At 32.8% G+C, this 18,294-nt stretch carries 19 protein-coding genes; 16 read left to right on the plus strand and 3 right to left on the minus strand.

Annotated elements, in window-relative coordinates; genetic code table 11:
• Positions 1-25 precede the first annotated feature (25 nt).
• Positions 26-1,306, plus strand: coding sequence for a CoF synthetase (locus K1X16_RS16245; RefSeq protein ID WP_225037155.1), 1,281 nt, complete (start codon positions 26-28; stop codon positions 1,304-1,306).
• Position 1,307: 1 nt separating this feature from the next.
• Here K1X16_RS16245 and K1X16_RS16250 read toward each other — a convergent pair whose 3' ends face one another.
• The gene (locus K1X16_RS16250; RefSeq protein ID WP_225037156.1) at positions 1,308-1,973 is read right to left on the minus strand and encodes an acetyltransferase; all 666 of its coding nucleotides are present in this window, start codon (positions 1,971-1,973) and stop codon (positions 1,308-1,310) included.
• Between the two features lie 182 nt (positions 1,974-2,155).
• Between K1X16_RS16250 and K1X16_RS16255 the strand changes: the two genes are divergently transcribed.
• From K1X16_RS16255 to K1X16_RS16275, 5 genes are all read left to right on the plus strand, one after another.
• Positions 2,156-3,382, plus strand: coding sequence for a class I SAM-dependent rRNA methyltransferase (locus K1X16_RS16255; protein ID WP_225037157.1), 1,227 nt, complete (start codon positions 2,156-2,158; stop codon positions 3,380-3,382).
• A gap of 101 nt (positions 3,383-3,483) precedes the next feature.
• On the plus strand, positions 3,484-4,431 hold the full coding sequence (locus tag K1X16_RS16260) for an NAD(P)H-dependent flavin oxidoreductase (protein WP_225037158.1): 948 nt from the start codon (positions 3,484-3,486) through the stop codon (positions 4,429-4,431).
• Positions 4,432-4,620: 189 nt separating this feature from the next.
• Entirely contained in the window at positions 4,621-5,199 is a 579-nt protein-coding gene (locus tag K1X16_RS16265; RefSeq protein WP_225037159.1) for a hypothetical protein, read from the plus strand.
• Positions 5,200-5,201: 2 nt separating this feature from the next.
• On the plus strand, positions 5,202-5,927 hold the full coding sequence (locus K1X16_RS16270) for a DNA alkylation repair protein (RefSeq protein WP_225037160.1): 726 nt from the start codon (positions 5,202-5,204) through the stop codon (positions 5,925-5,927).
• 133 nt (positions 5,928-6,060) lie between these two features.
• Positions 6,061-6,378, plus strand: coding sequence for a YtxH domain-containing protein (locus K1X16_RS16275; RefSeq protein ID WP_225037161.1), 318 nt, complete (start codon positions 6,061-6,063; stop codon positions 6,376-6,378).
• Positions 6,379-6,485: 107 nt separating this feature from the next.
• Here K1X16_RS16275 and K1X16_RS16280 read toward each other — a convergent pair whose 3' ends face one another.
• Positions 6,486-7,127: an alpha/beta hydrolase gene (locus tag K1X16_RS16280; protein ID WP_225037162.1), complete on the minus strand. Its 642-nt coding sequence runs from the start codon at positions 7,125-7,127 to the stop codon at positions 6,486-6,488.
• A gap of 71 nt (positions 7,128-7,198) precedes the next feature.
• On the opposite strand from K1X16_RS16280, the gene K1X16_RS16285 reads away from it, so the two are divergent.
• The 5 genes from K1X16_RS16285 to K1X16_RS16305 all read left to right on the plus strand — a co-directional run bounded on the left by K1X16_RS16285 (position 7,199) and on the right by K1X16_RS16305 (position 11,961).
• The gene (locus K1X16_RS16285) at positions 7,199-7,624 is read left to right on the plus strand and encodes a PaaI family thioesterase (protein WP_225037163.1); all 426 of its coding nucleotides are present in this window, start codon (positions 7,199-7,201) and stop codon (positions 7,622-7,624) included.
• Between the two features lie 3 nt (positions 7,625-7,627).
• A complete protein-coding gene (locus tag K1X16_RS16290) occupies positions 7,628-8,746 on the plus strand; it encodes a chorismate-binding protein (protein ID WP_225037164.1) in 1,119 nt (372 codons plus the stop codon).
• Between the two features lie 58 nt (positions 8,747-8,804).
• Complete coding sequence (gene menD, locus K1X16_RS16295) at positions 8,805-10,565, plus strand: 2-succinyl-5-enolpyruvyl-6-hydroxy-3-cyclohexene-1-carboxylic-acid synthase (protein ID WP_225037165.1); 1,761 nt, start codon at positions 8,805-8,807, stop codon at positions 10,563-10,565.
• Positions 10,566-10,664: 99 nt separating this feature from the next.
• A complete protein-coding gene (locus K1X16_RS16300) occupies positions 10,665-11,006 on the plus strand; it encodes a DUF2853 family protein (protein ID WP_195871202.1) in 342 nt (113 codons plus the stop codon).
• 124 nt (positions 11,007-11,130) lie between these two features.
• On the plus strand, positions 11,131-11,961 hold the full coding sequence (locus K1X16_RS16305) for a S1 RNA-binding domain-containing protein (RefSeq protein WP_195871201.1): 831 nt from the start codon (positions 11,131-11,133) through the stop codon (positions 11,959-11,961).
• A gap of 4 nt (positions 11,962-11,965) precedes the next feature.
• Here K1X16_RS16305 and K1X16_RS16310 read toward each other — a convergent pair whose 3' ends face one another.
• Positions 11,966-12,373 carry a hypothetical protein gene (locus K1X16_RS16310; protein WP_195871200.1) on the minus strand — a complete coding sequence of 136 codons (408 nt, stop codon included), beginning with the start codon at positions 12,371-12,373 and terminating at the stop codon, positions 11,966-11,968.
• Between the two features lie 117 nt (positions 12,374-12,490).
• Here K1X16_RS16310 and K1X16_RS16315 point away from each other — a divergent pair, with 117 nt between their 5' ends.
• The 5 genes from K1X16_RS16315 (at position 12,491) to K1X16_RS16335 (ending at position 18,293) form a co-directional block, all read left to right on the plus strand.
• Complete coding sequence (locus K1X16_RS16315; protein ID WP_195871199.1) at positions 12,491-13,330, plus strand: 1,4-dihydroxy-2-naphthoyl-CoA synthase; 840 nt, start codon at positions 12,491-12,493, stop codon at positions 13,328-13,330.
• A gap of 15 nt (positions 13,331-13,345) precedes the next feature.
• A complete protein-coding gene (menA, locus tag K1X16_RS16320) occupies positions 13,346-14,251 on the plus strand; it encodes a 1,4-dihydroxy-2-naphthoate octaprenyltransferase (RefSeq protein WP_195871198.1) in 906 nt (301 codons plus the stop codon).
• Between the two features lie 35 nt (positions 14,252-14,286).
• Positions 14,287-14,964, plus strand: a complete 678-nt coding sequence (locus K1X16_RS16325) for a metal-dependent hydrolase (RefSeq protein WP_195871197.1) — start codon at positions 14,287-14,289, stop codon at positions 14,962-14,964.
• Between the two features lie 112 nt (positions 14,965-15,076).
• Positions 15,077-16,207 (plus strand): glycosyltransferase family 4 protein, encoded by a 1,131-nt coding sequence (locus K1X16_RS16330; protein ID WP_225037166.1) that lies wholly within the window; start codon positions 15,077-15,079, stop codon positions 16,205-16,207.
• Between the two features lie 115 nt (positions 16,208-16,322).
• On the plus strand, positions 16,323-18,293 hold the full coding sequence (locus tag K1X16_RS16335; RefSeq protein ID WP_225037167.1) for a YgiQ family radical SAM protein: 1,971 nt from the start codon (positions 16,323-16,325) through the stop codon (positions 18,291-18,293).
• Position 18,294: the final 1 nt, after the last annotated feature.

Consider the following 18,294-nt stretch of genomic DNA (forward strand, 5'->3'; position numbering starts at 1 on the left):
TTTACAGAAACGCATTAAATTGAATTTGAGACGACAGATATTTTGGCTGCTAGATGTTTTTAAAGGTAGTCCACTAAAAAAGATATATCAATACACCATAACTATTTTAGAAGCTAAAGATAGGAGTTGGGTTGCAGGTCAAAATTCCAAACGACTAGATGAACTTTTAACGCATGCTACTAAAACCACGCCTTTTTATAGGAACAAAGCATTTAAAACTTTAGAAGATTTTCCGGTGGTGAATAAAAATATAATCCGAGATAGTTTTGATGACTTCTTTTCTGATAAGTTTGATAAAAAGGATTGCAAGTTAGTAGCTACAAGTGGGTCTACAGGTTCGCCGTTTCGTCTGTATCAAAATAAGGAAAAGGTCCGAAAAATTCAGGCCGATAATCTCTATTTTTCTTCAAAATCAAATTATGAATTAGGGCAATATTTAGTGTTTATAAGAATATGGCCAGAGTTATTTTCTGTTAAAGCAAAGTTGAATTTTTTAATTAAGAATTTTAAACCATGGAATATTCTAAATTTATCAGATGCAGCTATTGCGAAACTAATTACGGAACTAAACCAGAACGACAAAACAATTAGTTTTTTGTGTTACCCGACAGCTCTAGAAAAAATGTGCAACTACATCGCTACTTTAGAGGAAAATCCCATCCGATTTAAGTCCCAATCTATTATTACTATTTCAGAAGCTTTAAAAGCTTCGACTAAAGCAGAGGTGAAAAAATATTTTGGTGTTACCCCTTTATCGCGTTACTCTAATAATGAAACCGGGATTATGGCACAGCAAATTCAGGATAATACCTCTAAATATCGAATTAACGATTCTAGCTATGTCATAGAAATTCTAGACTTGCAAGAAGATCGGGTTTTGCCCTATGGTCAACGTGGTCGTATTGTTATCACTGATTTATATAATATGGCTACCCTATTAATAAGATATGACACCGGAGATATAGGAAGTATGGAACGAGATGAAAATGGCGTCCCATATTTTACCGAAATTTCAGGACGAAAAATAGATCAGCTTTACAATACAAAAGGAATGTTAATTTCATCACATTTGTCTTTAAGAGTATTAGATTATGGATCTTTTAAACAATACCAATTGGTACAGAAAAGTAAAAAAGAATACCATTTTAACTTAAATACGGAGGAGTTGGTAGACGAAGAAAATTTAATCTCAGATTTTAAAGCACATTTTGGAGACGATGCTGTTATAAAAATTAATTATGTCAATGAGATACCATTATTGGCATCAGGAAAACGCCGCGAAGTTGTGAATGAATATTATACTTAGATTAGCCTAAATATCTTGAGTCTTTAGTTCTATCTTTAATGGTATGAATCGGGTTTCCGTAGACTACTTTGAGGTTTTCAATAGATTTTAATACTAAAGAAGCTGCACCAACAATGGTGTAATCACCAATGTTTATATTTTGAATTACAGTCGCACCAAGGCTAATAGCCGAACACATTCCAATCTGCGTGTTTCCACCAATATTAACACCTGAAGCTAAACTTGAAAAGTCAGCCATCGTACTATCGTGGCCAAGTGTAGAAGCCGTATTAAGTATGCAATTTTTACCCACTTTAGCCCTAGAATTAACGACAGCATTGGCCATTATTACAGTGCCTTCTTCAATTATTACATCTTTTGCTATAACAGCATTGGGATGAATAACGGTTATAAATTGCAGCTCTGGCGCAATATTTTTAATGTTTTTGTAGGCTTTTTGCCTGTCATAATTATCGCCAACAGCAATAACGATACCTTCAATATGAAAGGTGTTTATGAGCTCTGGTAGCGTGTCTAAATTTCCAATAATCTCATAATTACTTATAACCTCATGTATGGGTTTATAGGAATCAATAAAACCTTTTATGTTGTAATTATTTTGTTTTTCAATACTGTCAATAATCATTTTAGCATGACCAGAAGCACCGTAAATTAGAATGTTTTTCATAAGAATTCATGAAGGTTTAAGTTGAAAAGCCCGATAATAATTTTTAAAGATGAAATGCTAATATAAGAATTTAGCTACGAACTTACTCATTTCGTAGCTGTTAACTTGGTGGTGTTCTTATGTCTGGTTTCATTTTATTAAAGTTATTTTTGTGGTCTTCAAATTAATATTTGATTTTAATTATGACATTTAATATTGCTTTACCTAAAATAAAGGTTAAAAATTTAGCCGTTAAACTTAATGCCAAAGGCGAACAATTTGTGGTCAAAGGCCACCCTTGGGTGTTTTCAAACAGTATTGTAAAAATAAATGACGATGCAAAAACAGGTGATTTAGCTATAATTTTTAGTAAGAATAAGAATAAGGTGGTTGGAATTGGCCTTTATGATGAAGAGTCGCCAATTCGAATAAAAATAATTCATAATGCGGAAACTAAAGTTCAAATTAATGCTGACTTCTTTCATCATAACATAGCATTGGCTTTTGATAAACGATCAGAATTACTTCAAACGAATACCAATAGCTACCGACTTTTATTTGGCGAAAATGATGGTTTTCCAGGTTTGATTGCAGATGTTTATGATTCTGTTTTAGTTGTAAAACTATATTCTGAAATATGGTTGCCTTATTTAGCCTCTATTTTAGAAAGTTTACAACAAATTTCACAAGCTCAAACTGTGGTCATGCGATTAAGTCGGTCTCTTCAAAATAGTGATAAGCATAACTTAACAGATGGAGAGGTAATTTATGGTAAATTAGAAAATGATGTCGTTGAGTTTGTAGAGCACGATGTTAAGTTTAGTGCAAATGTTATTAAAGGTCACAAAACAGGTTATTTTTTAGACCATAGAGCCAACCGAAAACGCGTTGGACAGCTGAGCAAAGGAAAAACCGTTTTAGATGTATTTTCTTATGCTGGAGGATTTTCTGTTCACGCTTTAGCTAATGACGCAACCGAAGTTACAAGTCTAGATATTAGCAAACAAGCTCTAGATATGGCACGCGAAAATGGAAAACTGAATCCGTATTCTGGAAAACATAAAACCATTTCTGGTGATGCGTTTGATGAGATGAGAGCGTTAATTTCGAAAGGAAAAACCTATGATGTTGTGATTATAGATCCGCCGAGTTTTGCAAAACAACAATCTGAAATAGACTTAGCAAAAAAGAAATATGCGCAATTAGCCGAATTAGGTGAGAAGTTAACAGCTAAAAATGGACTTTTAGTATTAGCGTCATGTTCTTCTAGAGTGCTGGCACAATCTTTTTTCGATTTAAATGAACATGTTTTAAACACGCAATCTCGACTTTTTGAAACTGAACTTAAAACCAAACACGATATTGATCATCCAATTTCTTTTCCTGAAGGAGCGTACTTAAAATGCGGTTATTACAGATTTCTGGAATAGTTTGTTAGAATGAGCTAGTTTTCTATATGACGGTCGAGTTGAAAGTGTTATGCGCGCATAATAAAATTTAGTATATTCGCATTATTAATATTTAACGAATTATGGAAACCCAGCTAACACAACTTCTCAAAATAAAACATCCTATTATACAAGCACCAATGTTCTTAGTTTCTAACGTTGCTATGGTAACAGAAGCTATGAAAGGTGGTATTGCAGGCTGTATTCCAGCATTAAATTACAGAACTTTAGAAGAGCTAAGAGCTGCAATTAGAGACTTAAAAGCTCATAAAGTTGAAGGTGGTTCTTTTGGGTTTAATTTAATTGTAAATAAATCTAACGTCAAATACAAAGGGCAATTAGAAGTGTTGTGCGAAGAAGGTTGCGATTTTATAATTACATCTTTAGGAAGTCCGGAGGAAACCATAAGGCAAGCTCATGCTGCTGGTATTAAAGTGTTTTGTGATGTAACCGATTTAAGGTTTGCGAAGAAGGTTGAACAATTAGGTGCAGATGCTGCCATTGCAGTAAATAATGAAGCAGGTGGACACAGAGGAAATCTATCACCAGAAGAATTAACAAGTCTTTTAAATAAAGAATTATCCATACCAGTAATTTCTGCAGGTGGAGTAGGTTGCAAAGCAGATATTGATAAAATGATTAGCTATGGAGCTGCTGGTGTGTCTGTTGGTAGTCCGTTTATTGCGTCAGTAGAAGCAGGTGTTACAGAGGACTATAAACAAGCTTGTGTCGATTACGGAGCCAAAGATATTATAATGACCGAACGTATTTCTGGAACACCATGTACCGTTATTAATACACCTTATGTTCAGAAAATAGGAACAAAAGCCACATGGATTGAAAACCTTTTAAACAAGAATAAAAGTCTTAAAAAATGGGTAAAAATGATACGTTTTTCAATAGGGATGAAAGCAACAGAAAACGCAGCTAAAAAAGCCACTTATAAAACCGTTTGGGTTGCTGGTCCTAGTATAGAGCATACTACAGAAATTCTTCCGGTTAAAGCTATTATTAGAGGCTTAACGTCTTAAATGCCAATTCTTTTTTAAGTTTTTTCTTTCTGGTAAAAATATTAAAGCTATTGCAAATACCTTTGCTTTGATAAATGTGTTGCGTATTTATAATTGGTGTAATCTAAAGTTTTGAGTTTTTGCAGATAAAATTCTAACTTAGCATATTGCCAGATTTAAGTTTTTTAAATCTTAACAAATCACATCGTATTGAAAATTAAACAGGATTATTTAAAAGGCAAATCTGTATTTATAGTGTCATTAGTCGTCATAGGAATTACGATTCTGACCGTTTATTTTACAGGAATTAACTACAACCGAAGCCTAACGTCTAATCTATATTTGTCTTTAGGAATTATTGCAACAACACTGTTTTTATTCATGACTTATGGACTTTATAAAGGCATTGGACTTGTTGATGATTTTCCAAAATTCAGAAGTTTTAAAAAAGGAGATTTTCTAGGAACGGCGTCACCATCTTTTGATACACCAAGTATTTCGGTTGGAGATGGCATTGGTGGATTGGTAGTATCTATTCTACTTTGGCTTGGAATGACAATTTTAATAATTGTATTTCTAGTCGTTTTGGAGGCCGTTTTTTGGTTTTCACTTTTTATAATTTTAGCGATGTTATATTGGGTGTTTTTCAGAGCATTAAAGTTTGTTTTTAATAAATCGAAGGACACAAAAGGTGACATTGGAATCTCGGCGGTTTACGCTATAACCTATACATCACTTTATGTTGGTTGGATTTTTGGAATTGTTTATCTTACAGAAATCTTATATTAGAAATGACCTACACCGAAATTATACAACGTCTATACGATCTTGAAGATAAACAGAAGGTTAAATTTAAGGTGAAAAAGTTCGGTGTCATCTCAAATAATGCTTTAGGAATTTATCACAAGGATTTAAAAGTAATAGCAAAAGAGATAGGCTCTAATAACAAATTGGCTTTACAACTTTTTGATAGTGGTATTTACGAAGCGCGCTTACTATGTAGCAAACTTTTTAAACCCAAAGATGTCTCTGAAGAACAAATGGAAAAATGGGTTATAACGTTTGAAAACTGGGAGATTTGCGACAGTTTTTGTATGGGTTTATTTTCAAAAAGTGAATTTGCAATTCCCAAAATACATGAATGGAGTAAAAGATCATCTGAATTTGAAAAACGAGCAGCTTTCGCCACATTAGCATCGTATTGCATGGCAGATAAAACTTCAGATAATGAGGTGTTTCAACAATTCTTTACAATTATTAAACAAGCGGCAATTGACGATAGACTGTACGTTAAAAAAGCTGTGAATTGGGCTTTAAGAAACATAGGAAAACGAAATAAAGACCTCAATAGAAAAGCCATAGAAGTCGCTAATGAAATTCTAGAATTTGAAAGTAAATCTGCTAAATGGATTGCAAAAAATGCCTTAACAGAATTGCAGAAAGAAGGTATTAGAATGTCTGATTATCCACGTTCAATTTATCGTGTTACTGATTTGAATTCTTCGTTGAAAGCATAATTATATCTAACGATTATAAACAAATTCGAAATTTATAAAATCTACATAACAGTATGGTATTGAAGTTGTTTGTAACAAAACTGTATGTTTCACGACCTATAAATAAACACGTTTAATTAAAAAGAAAAAAGTTATGATTAATAAAGGAACATTTGTATTAGGAGCATTAATTGGAGCAGCAGCTGGCGTTTTGTTAGCACCAGATAAAGGAAGTGTAACAAGAGACAAGTTAAAAAAAGAAGGTAAGGTGATTAAAGATCAATTGACTAGCGATTTTAGTGAGGTAAAGGAAGACTTATCTAAAGCGGCATCTTCTGGTAAAGACAAGTTTAAACAATATTTAGAAGATTTTGCTTCAAAGTCGAGTTACAAAACAGAACAAGCCATTACATTTTTAGAAAAGCAATTAGCCATATTAAAGGATAAAAATAAGACTTTACAGAAGTCTTAAGTCAATATTAAAAAATTAAAATTAGAGGAAATTGTATCAAAATACTTAAGTAAATTGGGTGTTTTGCTACAATTTTTCATTTTGTAGGATGATTACATCTAACTTTCTTAGCTGACTAAATCATTGACATAATCTACATTAACCACATGCTTCCCTTCAAAAGGAAGTATAGTCAATTTGTTGCCAAAAATCGAACGTGCTCTATCTGTTTCTAATTGAATTCTATTCTCATCTAAATATTCATCTTCAGTTCCGTAAATCATTTTCACTTTTGTTTTATGAGACAAATACTCAAAATCTTTACCAGTTAATTCAATAGGAATTGCTCCCGAATGCAGTACAACTTGCGAACAGTGAAGCTGACGTCGTGCCAAATAGCGCATAGCAACACTCACACCTTGAGAATATCCAAAAACGATAAAGTTAATAGCCTTAGGAATTTGTTCTGCCTCTAAAACGGCGTCTAAATAGTTTATAATATTTTCAATTCCAGCTTCAGTGTCTACTCTTGTGAGCCAATTGGCACCAACATGCATTTTAGGTTGAATGTAATACTTACTCGGAGCCTGAGGAGCAATAAGATAATTCTCTTCGGCATTTAACGCTTTAAAGTATCTTAAAAAATAACGACTTAAATACCCCATGCCATGACAGACCAACCAAACCGTTTTTGTATGTTCTGTGAGGGTATTTAAAGTAGAGTAGGAGTTACTGGTTTTATATGATATTTCTTTCTCGTCTGGAATCATTTTTTCTAAGTGGTTTCTGTATCTTTGTTTACGATTACAAAATTTATAACGGTCTAAAATTACAGTATTCTATGCAATTATCTAAGAAAGAATATATGGCTAAGCTAAACGAAGCTAGTAAAAATACCTTATTGGAAACCCTAAGTATTGAAATTGTTGATTATGGAGATGATTTTTTAGTTGCTAGGATGCCAGTGACACCAAAAGTTCATCAGCCAGATGGTGTTTTACATGGAGGTGCAACGGCAGCTTTGGCAGAAAGTGTAGGTAGTTTTGCATCACATATTTTTACCGATATAGAAAATTATTTTGTTAGAGGCATTGAGATCACAGCAAATCACCTTAAAAGTATCAGTGAAGGATTTGTTTATGCCAAAGCTACATTTTTACATAAAGGAAGAACCACACAACTTTTAGATATTAGAGTTACGGACGAAGCTGATAATTTAATTTCCATATGTAGATTGTCTACTATTTCTCTTCCAAAAAAGAAGTAAAGAATGGATGAGTTTTCATTTTTTGAAGCTATAGAAATTCAGTATGCAAATCAATTACCATTTGTAGTTTACAGTAGACCTATAAATGCTGTAATTAAATGTTGGTTGCAACACGATGAAAAGCTTCATCATACCAAAGATTTTTCAGAAAGTGGTTTTGTATTTGCGCCTTTTAATCTCGAAGAAAACAGTATTCTTTTTCCTAAAGATAATTGTTCATATTCAGAAATTGAATGTCGTGATTTAGAAACAGAATCTTTTACAACATCTGAGATTCAGCCGAATGCAACAGAAAGACTTCAACATATTGAATTAGTTTCAAAAGGTATTAATAGTATTGAGCATACCGATTTACAAAAAGTGGTTTTGTCACGATGTGAAAAAAAAGCACTTCAAGATACTAATCCAATAAGCATATTTAAACGTCTTTTTAATGCGTATAAAAATGCAATGGTCTATTGTTGGTTTCATCCTAAAGTAGGACTCTGGATTGGTGCCACACCAGAATTGTTATTTAAAGTGGAAGGCAAACGACTCACCACCATAGCTTTAGCTGGTACGCAGCCTTTTAACGCAAATGAAACCGTAAAATGGACACCTAAAGAATTTGAAGAACAGCAAATTGTAACTGATTATATTACAGAACAAATACAACCGTACACAGAGCAAATTAATGTATCTGAGGTTGATACAGTTAAAGCAGGAAGTTTACTACACCTTAAAACCAAAATAACGAGTTTAATTAAAGACGCATCGGATTTAAAATCAATTATAGACGCTTTGCATCCAACACCAGCTGTTTGTGGATTTCCAAAGGCAAAAGCAAAAGATTTTATTCTTCAACATGAAAACTATAACAGAGATTACTATACTGGCTTCTTAGGTGAATTAAACTTAAAACAAGCCACAACTAGAAATACAAATAGGCGTAATGTTGAAAACAATGCATACGCTGTGATAAAAACACAATCTAACTTTTATGTGAATCTACGTTGTATGCAACTCAAAGAATCTTCTGCTAAAATCTATGTTGGAGGTGGTATTACTAAAGGGTCTAATCCAGAACACGAATGGGAGGAAACGGTGAATAAAACAAAAACAATAAGTACGGTTTTAGAATAAAAAAATATTAATTTTCGAAAAAATGAACACCGTCCATTACTAGTTGGATGTTGAGCCTATGATATATTCAAAAATACCCTTGTCACAAACCATAGTGACGTTGTGTAAAACACATAACGTAAAGCATATTATTATTTCACCTGGTAGTAGAAACGCACCTTTAACTATTGGTTTTACACACGACGATTTTTTTAAGTGCTACAGTATAGTTGATGAACGTTGTGCTGCATTTTTTGCTCTAGGAATTGCTCAACAACTACAAGAACCGGTGGCTGTAGTGTGTACTTCGGGTAGTGCGCTGTTAAATTATTACCCAGCACTATCAGAGGCTTATTACAGCAATATTCCATTGGTAGTAATATCTGCAGATAGGCCTAAACACCTTTTAGATATTGGAGATGGACAAACCATAAAACAAAAAAATGTTTATGGAGAACATGTATTGTATAATGCCCACCTAAAACTAGACTTAAAAGAAGATGAAAATGCTATTTTAGAAAACGAAAGGCCAATCCTTAAAAGTATTGAGAATAAATTAGAACGTTTTTTAGGGCTACAAAAAGATATACAAACACATAATGAATCTGAAATTCATGATGCGCTTACAATTTCAAAATTAAACTCAGGACCAGTTCATATTAATTGTCCGTTTGATGAACCTTTGTACGATACAACAACGGAATTATTTATAAATCCTAAACCTTTTAAACTTCAAAATAGAGAAGAAAAGATAGATCGTTTTGAAATTAAAAGTTTATTAGATGTCTGGCATAGTGCGAAACGAAAAATGATATTAGTTGGTGTTTTACAACCTAATTCTATTGAAGCACAATGGATTCAAGAAATTGCGGACGATGATAGTATTATCGTTTTAACAGAAACAACGTCTAATCTACATCATCCCGACTTTTTTCCAGGAATAGATAAATTAATTGCATCTTTAAATGATGATGATTTTAAAGCACTTCAACCAGATCTATTAATAACGTTTGGTGGTTTAATTGTATCAAAAAAGATAAAAGCATTTTTAAGAACTTATAAACCCGAGTTTCATTGTCACGTTGGATTAACACGCGCAAATGATACTTTTTTCTGTTTAGAAAAGCATATAAAATTGCGACCAAACACCTTTTTAAGCACCTTTTTACCTCAAGTAACACATCATACAAAAAGTACATATAAAAGCTCGTGGCTTACAGTACGCCAAAAACGACGAAAACTACAGGAGGAATATATACAAAAGCTTCCGTTTTCAGATTTTAAGGTATTTAATACAATTATAAAAAGTATTCCAAAACAGAGTCAGCTTCAAGTAGGCAATAGTTCTGCCATTCGCTATACGCAGTTGTTTCAATTACCAAAAAGTATCGATGTGTTTTGTAATAGAGGTACAAGTGGTATTGATGGGAGTACGAGCACAGCAATTGGCTCGTCTATTGTAGCCGAAAAACGAACGACGTTAATTACAGGAGATTTAAGTTTCTTTTACGATAGTAATGCACTTTGGAATAATTACATCCCAAAAACGTTTCGAATTATTGTAATAAATAATGAAGGAGGTGGCATCTTCAGGATTTTACCAGGTGATAAAAACACAGAAAATTTTGATCGCTTTTTTGAGACCAAACATCACTTATCTGCCAAGCAATTATGTGATATGTATGGTTTTGAATATGTTTCAGCTAATAACGAACAAGATTTAGACTTACAGTTAGAATCGTTTTATAAAGGAAATAAAAATCCAAAACTATTAGAGATTTTTACACCATCTCGCAGTAATGATAAGATTCTTATAGATTTTTTTAAGTTTATCAAATAAAAAGATAAAAAATAGTAAAGATGTGACTTTTCCATTTTAATTGTGTCTAAAAATTAGTACCTTTAAGGGGATAATTTATTAACTTAAAACAAATATAAAATGAGTAAAAGAGATGATTTAATCGTAAAGTATGCGGCAGATTTAAAAGACAAATGTGGTGTGAATCCAGATATGGATTTATTAACTAAAGTAACTGTAGGTTTAGGTCCTTCAATTTATAATGCAGACTCATCAACAGTTTCTGGTTCAGATGAAAAAGAATTAGCAACTGTAAAGAATAACTTTTTAATTAAGAAATTAGGTTTAACAGAAGGTGCTGAATTAGATAAAGCTATTGATTCTGTAATGGAAACTTATGGCCGTTCTAACAGATCTAAATATAGAGCAGTGGTTTACTACTTATTGACTAAACACTTTAAAAAAGAAGCTATTTATTCTTAAATAGAATTATATATATTGTAAAGCGTTATAATTTTAAAGTTGTAGCGCTTTTTTTATGCTTTTATATTTCACTATCCATTCAATTTCCTAGAATATCTTGTAAAAATATATTTACCTTTGCATTATGATAAACTTAGGCGAATACAATACATTAGAAATATTAAGAGACACTGAACCTGGATTGTTTTTAGGTGATGGTGAAGACGGTGAAGTACTTTTACCTAATAGATATGTGCCAAAAGTTTTTGAAATTGGTGATAAAATTGAGGTTTTTGTTTATTTAGACAACGAAGAACGACCAGTAGCCACTACAGATCAGCCTTTTATTAAAAAAGGAGATTTTGCTTTGTTACGCTGTAATCAAATTACGGATTATGGAGCCTTTTTAGATTGGGGTTTGGTAAAGGAATTGTTTTGTCCTTTTAGAGAACAAGCTTTTAAAATGAAATCTGGTGGTTGGTATTTAGTGTACTGTTATTTAGATGAAGAATCTGAACGTTTGGTAGCATCTAGTAAAACTAACAGCTTTTTAGATAATAAAGAATTAACGGTTCAGCAATTTGACGAGGTAGATCTTATTGTTTCTCACCCTTCAGAATTAGGCATGAATGTTATTGTAAATAAAACGCATTTAGGTCTCGTATTTAATGATGATATCTACAAAGACTTAAGTGTTGGTGATAGGCTTAAAGGAATTATCAAAAAAGTGAGACCAGATAATAAATTAGATATTTCATTAAATCAAATTGGTTATAGAAATATTGAACCTAATGCAGAGTTTATCCTTAATGAACTACATGATAATGGTGGTTTTATACCACTTCATGATAAATCCAATCCTGAAGATATTAAGAATCAACTTCAAATGAGTAAAAAAAGTTTTAAAAAGGCGATAGGTTCATTATATAAGGAACGCCAGATAGACATAAAAGAAGACGGTATTCATTTACGATAAAATTCTATGCTGTTTTTGATAAGGTTTCCTCAACCCAATTTAGTGCATTTTCAAAATTATTGAATACTTTTTTATTAAATTTAAAGAAGTGATCTTCTATTTCAATAATACGTTCTGTACGCTTGCTGTAAGCGACTATAGCATAGGCTTTTGCATTAGTGAATGTTTTATTAAATAACTCAGCATCATTAAGATTTATTGAATACGAATTGGTTCTATTAGCAATAAAACCAAAAGGCTGATCTTTAAAATTATGTAGAATAATCTGTGAAAGTTCATCAAAGTTTTCAAAATTAATATCAAGACCTTCTTTAAATTCGGTCACAACATAATCTTTATATAAAAATATTCTTCCTAAGTTTATATGATATAATTTATAGTCTTTATTATAAATTGTAGGGTCGTAATTCATTATAAATTAAAGTTATGGCTGCAAAAATACTGTAGTTACATAGTAAAATCAAGTAAAAAATAGGCTTCATTTTATTATTATTAATTTCTTATTTTTACGCTCTAAACAATGATAGATATGAGCCATATTGATTGGAAAGTTGCAAAGTCTTATGAAGATATAACGTATCATAAATGTAATGGTGTTGCCAGAATTGCCTTTAATAGACCAGATATAAGAAATGCTTTTAGACCAAAAACAACATCAGAACTTTATGATGCATTTTATGATGCAGGAGAAGATGTAAATATTGGGGTTGTTCTTTTAAGTGCTGAAGGACCATCTTCTAAAGATGGTATTTGGAGTTTTTGTTCTGGTGGAGACCAAAAGGCGAGAGGACACCAAGGGTATGTCGGTGACGATGGTTACCATCGATTAAATATATTAGAAGTTCAACGTTTAATTCGTTTTATGCCAAAGGCGGTAATAGCGGTTGTACCAGGTTGGGCTGTTGGAGGAGGACATAGTTTACATGTGGTTTGCGATTTAACTCTAGCGAGTAAAGAACATGCTATTTTTAAACAAACGGATGCCGACGTAACAAGTTTTGATGGAGGTTATGGTTCTGCTTATTTAGCAAAAATGGTAGGTCAGAAAAAAGCTAGAGAAATCTTTTTCTTAGGTAGAAATTATTCCGCACAAGAAGCTTATGACATGGGAATGGTAAATGCTGTAATTCCTCACGAAGCATTAGAAGATACAGCCTACGAATGGGCACAAGAAATATTAGCGAAATCGCCAACATCTATAAAAATGTTGAAATTTGCTATGAATCTTACAGATGATGGTATGGTAGGCCAACAAGTATTTGCTGGTGAAGCTACACGATTAGCATACATGACAGATGAAGCAAAAGAAGGTAGAGATGCCTTTTTAGAAAAGAGGAAGCCGAACTTTCCTAAAAAATGGATTCCTTAATCTAAACCTAATTACATGAATAAAATTAAACCATGGCTTAGTGCTATGCGATTAAGAACACTACCGCTTTCTGTTTCAGGAATTATTCTAGGTGGATGTTTTGCCTATTATAACGGTCGTTTTAACATATGGGTTTTCTCCTTTGCTATTTTAACGACTATTAGTTTACAAATACTGTCAAACCTAGCAAACGACTATGGTGATGGAGTGCGAGGTACAGATAATGATGAACGTGTAGGTCCAATGCGTGCAATTCAAAGTGGAATTATTTCGCCTGGTAAAATGATGGACGGCATTAAGCTTAATATCATAGTGGTTATTATATGTACAGTGGCGCTTATATGGAATGCTTTTAATCCTGGAAATATTCTTTATATTCTGTTGTTTATAATGCTTGCTGGACTTTCAATTTACGCTGCGTTAAATTATACCATGGGTAATTCACCTTATGGGTATCGTGCTTTAGGAGATGTTTTTGTATTTGTTTTTTTTGGACTCGTTAGCACCTTAGGTAGTTATTTACTGTTTGTGCACAGTATAGATCATGTCGTTATATTACCAGCGATTTCAGTAGGTTTATTAAGTGTTGGTGTATTGAATTTAAACAATATGCGAGACATTGAGTCGGATACGAATGCAGGGAAAATTACATTAGCAATCAAGTTAGGAAAAAAACGTGCTAAACGGTATCATTTTGCGCTTATCATTGGCGCTATGTTCGTTACTGTTTTGTTTTCATTATTGTATTATGTAGAACCTTATAATTTTTTATATTTAATTGCTTTTATCCCTTTATTAATTCATGTTATAAGAATAAAACGAGCAAAATTGCCACAAGATTTTGATAGTCAATTAAAGGTATTGGCATTATCTACATTTCTAATGGCAATACTTTTAGGAGTTGGTTATATTTTATATTAATTTTAAGGAGATTTTAGCCTTAAAATTATAATGATATGAAAATTACATTCTATGGTCATGCCGCATTAGGCATACAAATAAAGGATATTCACATTTTAGTCGATCCTTTTATTACAGGAAATGAAAAAGCTTCTAAGATAGATATAGATTCATTAAAAGCAGATTATATTCTAGTTACGCATGCACATCAAGATCATATTTTAGATGTTGAAGCCATAGCGAAACGAACAGGCGCTGTAATCGTATCTAATTTTGAAATTGCAACGTATTACCAAAACAAAGATTTAGAAGGTCACCCAATGAATCATGGTGGATCTTGGGAATTTGAATTTGGAAATCTTAAATATGTCAATGCCATTCACTCATCTTCTTTTCCTGATGGATCTTATGGCGGTCAACCTGGCGGATTTATTATTGAAGGAGAACACAAAACCATTTATATCGCTGGTGATACTGCCTTAACTATGGATATGAAGTTAATTCCGTTGCAAATTAAACTCGATTTAGCCATTTTGCCAATTGGTGATAATTTTACAATGGGAGTTGAAGATGCTATCCTGGCAAGTGATTTTATTGAATGTGATAAAATTCTGGGTTACCACTACGACACTTTTGGTTATATTGAAATTAATCATGAAGACGCTAAACGAAAATTTTTCGAAAAAGATAAGGATTTAATGTTGTTAGAGATTGGAGAGCATATAGAGTTATAGTTGTAACGCTATTATGACAAATATAGGAGGACCTAATCATTGAGTGGTCTGCGCATTGGTTATTTTTCGGCTCCATGTCAAAAACTGAAAATGGTAAAAACAATTAGACGTTATGAAAATTGTTTTCTTTGCAAGATATTTACCAGCTGAAGGTTCTACAACGCATATGTATGCGGTTGCTGAAAATCTTATTGCTAGAGGTCATACGGTCTATATCTTATCAAAAGGACCAGGTGAAGACGATAGTGCAATTAGGTTATTTGAAAAAGCGAAATTAAAAGGAATTAAATTTGTAAAGCTGCCTTTTCCACTTCACGGCAAGATTAGATTACTGACGCGGTTTCGACAATTAGCTACATATCTATATGCCATTCCGTTCGCATTATATCAACTACATAAAATTAAACCCGATGTTATACATGCACATTATCCTGTAACTACATATTTGGCTGCGATTTATAGGTTTTTAACTGGCAAGAAATTTATTGTTACGTATCATAACATGAAAATTCCTCAACATATATTTAATAGAAAAGCAGATTATGTAATAGCTATCAGTAGGGAATTAGAAAGGGACTTAGTGTCTAATTATAACTATAAAAAAGATGAAGTAAAACTTATTTTTAATGGTGTAAAAGAGCAGGATAACGTAGTAGATGAGCAAGCTGTTAGAGGATTAAAGGAAATCAACAAAATACCAAAAGACCGGCTAATTTTGGGATTTGTTGGTAGTATAAGTTACCGAAAAGGCATTGATATTTTAATCAAAGGCATTGAACGTTGTAAACACTTAAAAATTCATCTAATCATTCTTGGAGATGGAAATGTAGACCGGTTAACTAATTTAATTAATGATTCTGAGGTGAATGAGCTGGTTACCTTAATTCCTTTTAGAGATCCAAATGATATTTATAATATGATTGATGTGCTAATTCTGCCTTCTAGAGTAGAAGGTTTTCCTTTAGTACCATTAGAAGCCATGATGATGAGAAAACCTGTTATTCGGTCAAATATTCAAGGGGCTTACGATCAAATTATTGAAGGTGAAAATGGATACTTATTTGAACCTGAGAATCCTATTCAATTAGCTAAAATTATTGAAAGAATAACATTAAACCCAGACGTATTGAAGGTTATGGGTGAAAAAGCATACCAACATGCTAATCTTAATTTTTCTGAAAACATGATGGTTGATAAACTACTCGACGTTTATAAACTGACGTGCAAGACTTCAAACCACTGAGTTACTCAATAAAGACGTTATAAAATTTCAAAATTACCGTGCTCTTATTTGATCTACCGTCGTAATATTTTACAGTGGAGTAACGAACCAAATTTAACTGTATCTTTGCAGCACTATGAAAATGAATAAACTTACAGATTGGTTACCAACAACAAACAAGGAAGTGAAAATCCGTGGTTGGAAAGAACTAGATGTTATACTGTTTAGTGGAGATGCATATGTAGATCATCCTTCATTTGGGCCAGCAGTAATTGGCCGAATTTTAGAAAGCTATGGCTTAAAAGTTGCCATTGTTCCGCAACCAAGTGTTAATGATAACTTACAAGATTTTACAAAATTAGGCATCCCAAGATTATTTTTTGCGGTTACTGGTGGTTGTATGGATCCTATGGTAAGTAATTATACGGCAAGCAAAAGGCGACGCGATAAGGATGCTTACACACCAAATGGAGATAAAGGGTTTAGACCTGATTATGCAACTTCTGTGTATTCAAAAATTTTAAAAGAAAAATTCCCAGATGTTCCTGTTTTAATTGGTGGTATTGAAGCGTCTTTACGTCGTGTTACGCATTACGATTATTGGAGCGATACACTCATGCCAACCATTTTAGAAACGTCTAAAGCAGATATGTTGGTTTACGGAATGGGCGAACAACCTTTACGTGAAATTGTAGAATTGTTACAAAAGGGAGTACCATTTTCTAGCTTAACCACGGTAAAGCAAACGGCCTTTCTTTTAAATAAAGGTGAAGCTATTCCTAAGAATAAAAACTGGGAAGATATCGAAATTCAGTCGCATGAAGTTTGTTTAAAAGACAAGAAAAAATTCGCTTCGAACTTTAAAACGATTGAACAAGAATCTAATAAATTAAGAGCAAAACGAATTTTTCAAGATGTTAACACACGGAAACTGGTCATAAATCCACCATTTCCAACAATGTTAGAAGAAGAGATTGATGCGTCTTTCGAGTTACCTTACACACGTTTACCACATCCAAAGTATAATAAACGTGGGCCTATTCCTGCGTTTGAAATGATTAAATTTTCCATTAATATTCATCGTGGTTGTTTTGGAGGCTGTAGTTTTTGTACCATTTCTGCCCATCAAGGAAAATTTATTGCGAGTAGAAGTAAAGAGTCTGTTTTAAGAGAAGTAGATAAAGTGGCTAATATGCCAGATTTTAAAGGCTATTTATCAGATATTGGTGGTCCTTCTGCTAATATGTATAAGATGCAAGGAAAAGTACAGTCCATTTGCGATAAGTGCGTGGCACCTTCGTGTATTTCACCTGTAATTTGTAGCAACTTAGACACCTCTCATAAGCCATTAACGGAATTATATCAGGCTGTTGATAGTCATCCTAAGATTAAAAAATCCTTTATTGGTAGTGGAATTCGTCATGATATGTTAGTGCCAGAATTCAATAAAAATGCTGATCCTAAAGAATTAGATGACTATACAGAAGAGGTAATGACGAAACACATTTCTGGTCGCTTAAAAGTAGCACCAGAACATACGTCTGACCCTGTTTTAAAGTTAATGCGTAAACCGTCGTTTAAATATTTCCATAAGTTTAAAGAGCGTTTTGATAAGATTAATATTAAGAAGAACCTAAAGCTTCAATTAATACCTTATTTTATTTCAAATCATCCAGCTTGTGAAGTGGAAGATATGGCAAATTTGGCTGCCGAAACAAAAGATATGGGGTTTCAGTTAGAACAAGTTCAGGGATTTACACCAACACCAATGACAGTTGCAACTGTTATTTATTATAGTGGTTATCATCCTTATACGTTGAAACCGACGAAAACACCAAAATCGAGAAAGGAAAAAGAGGAACAACATCGCTTCTTCTTTTGGTATAAAAAAGAAAACAAAGATTGGATTAGAAAGACCTTGAATAAAGTGGGTAGACAAGATTTATTGAACGTTTTGTTACCTGAAACGAAAGAAAAAGGATGGAAGAGTGTAAATCTTAAAGCGGTGAAAAACACTTTTGATGATGCCATTCCGTCTTATGAATCTAATGCTTCCAAAGGTTCTCGTCGAAAAAAGAAATATAAATCGAAACGTAAACGACGTTAAT

Origin of the sequence: Winogradskyella sp. SM1960 (assembly GCF_020179375.1) — a bacterium.
Classification (GTDB): domain Bacteria; phylum Bacteroidota; class Bacteroidia; order Flavobacteriales; family Flavobacteriaceae; genus Winogradskyella; species Winogradskyella marina.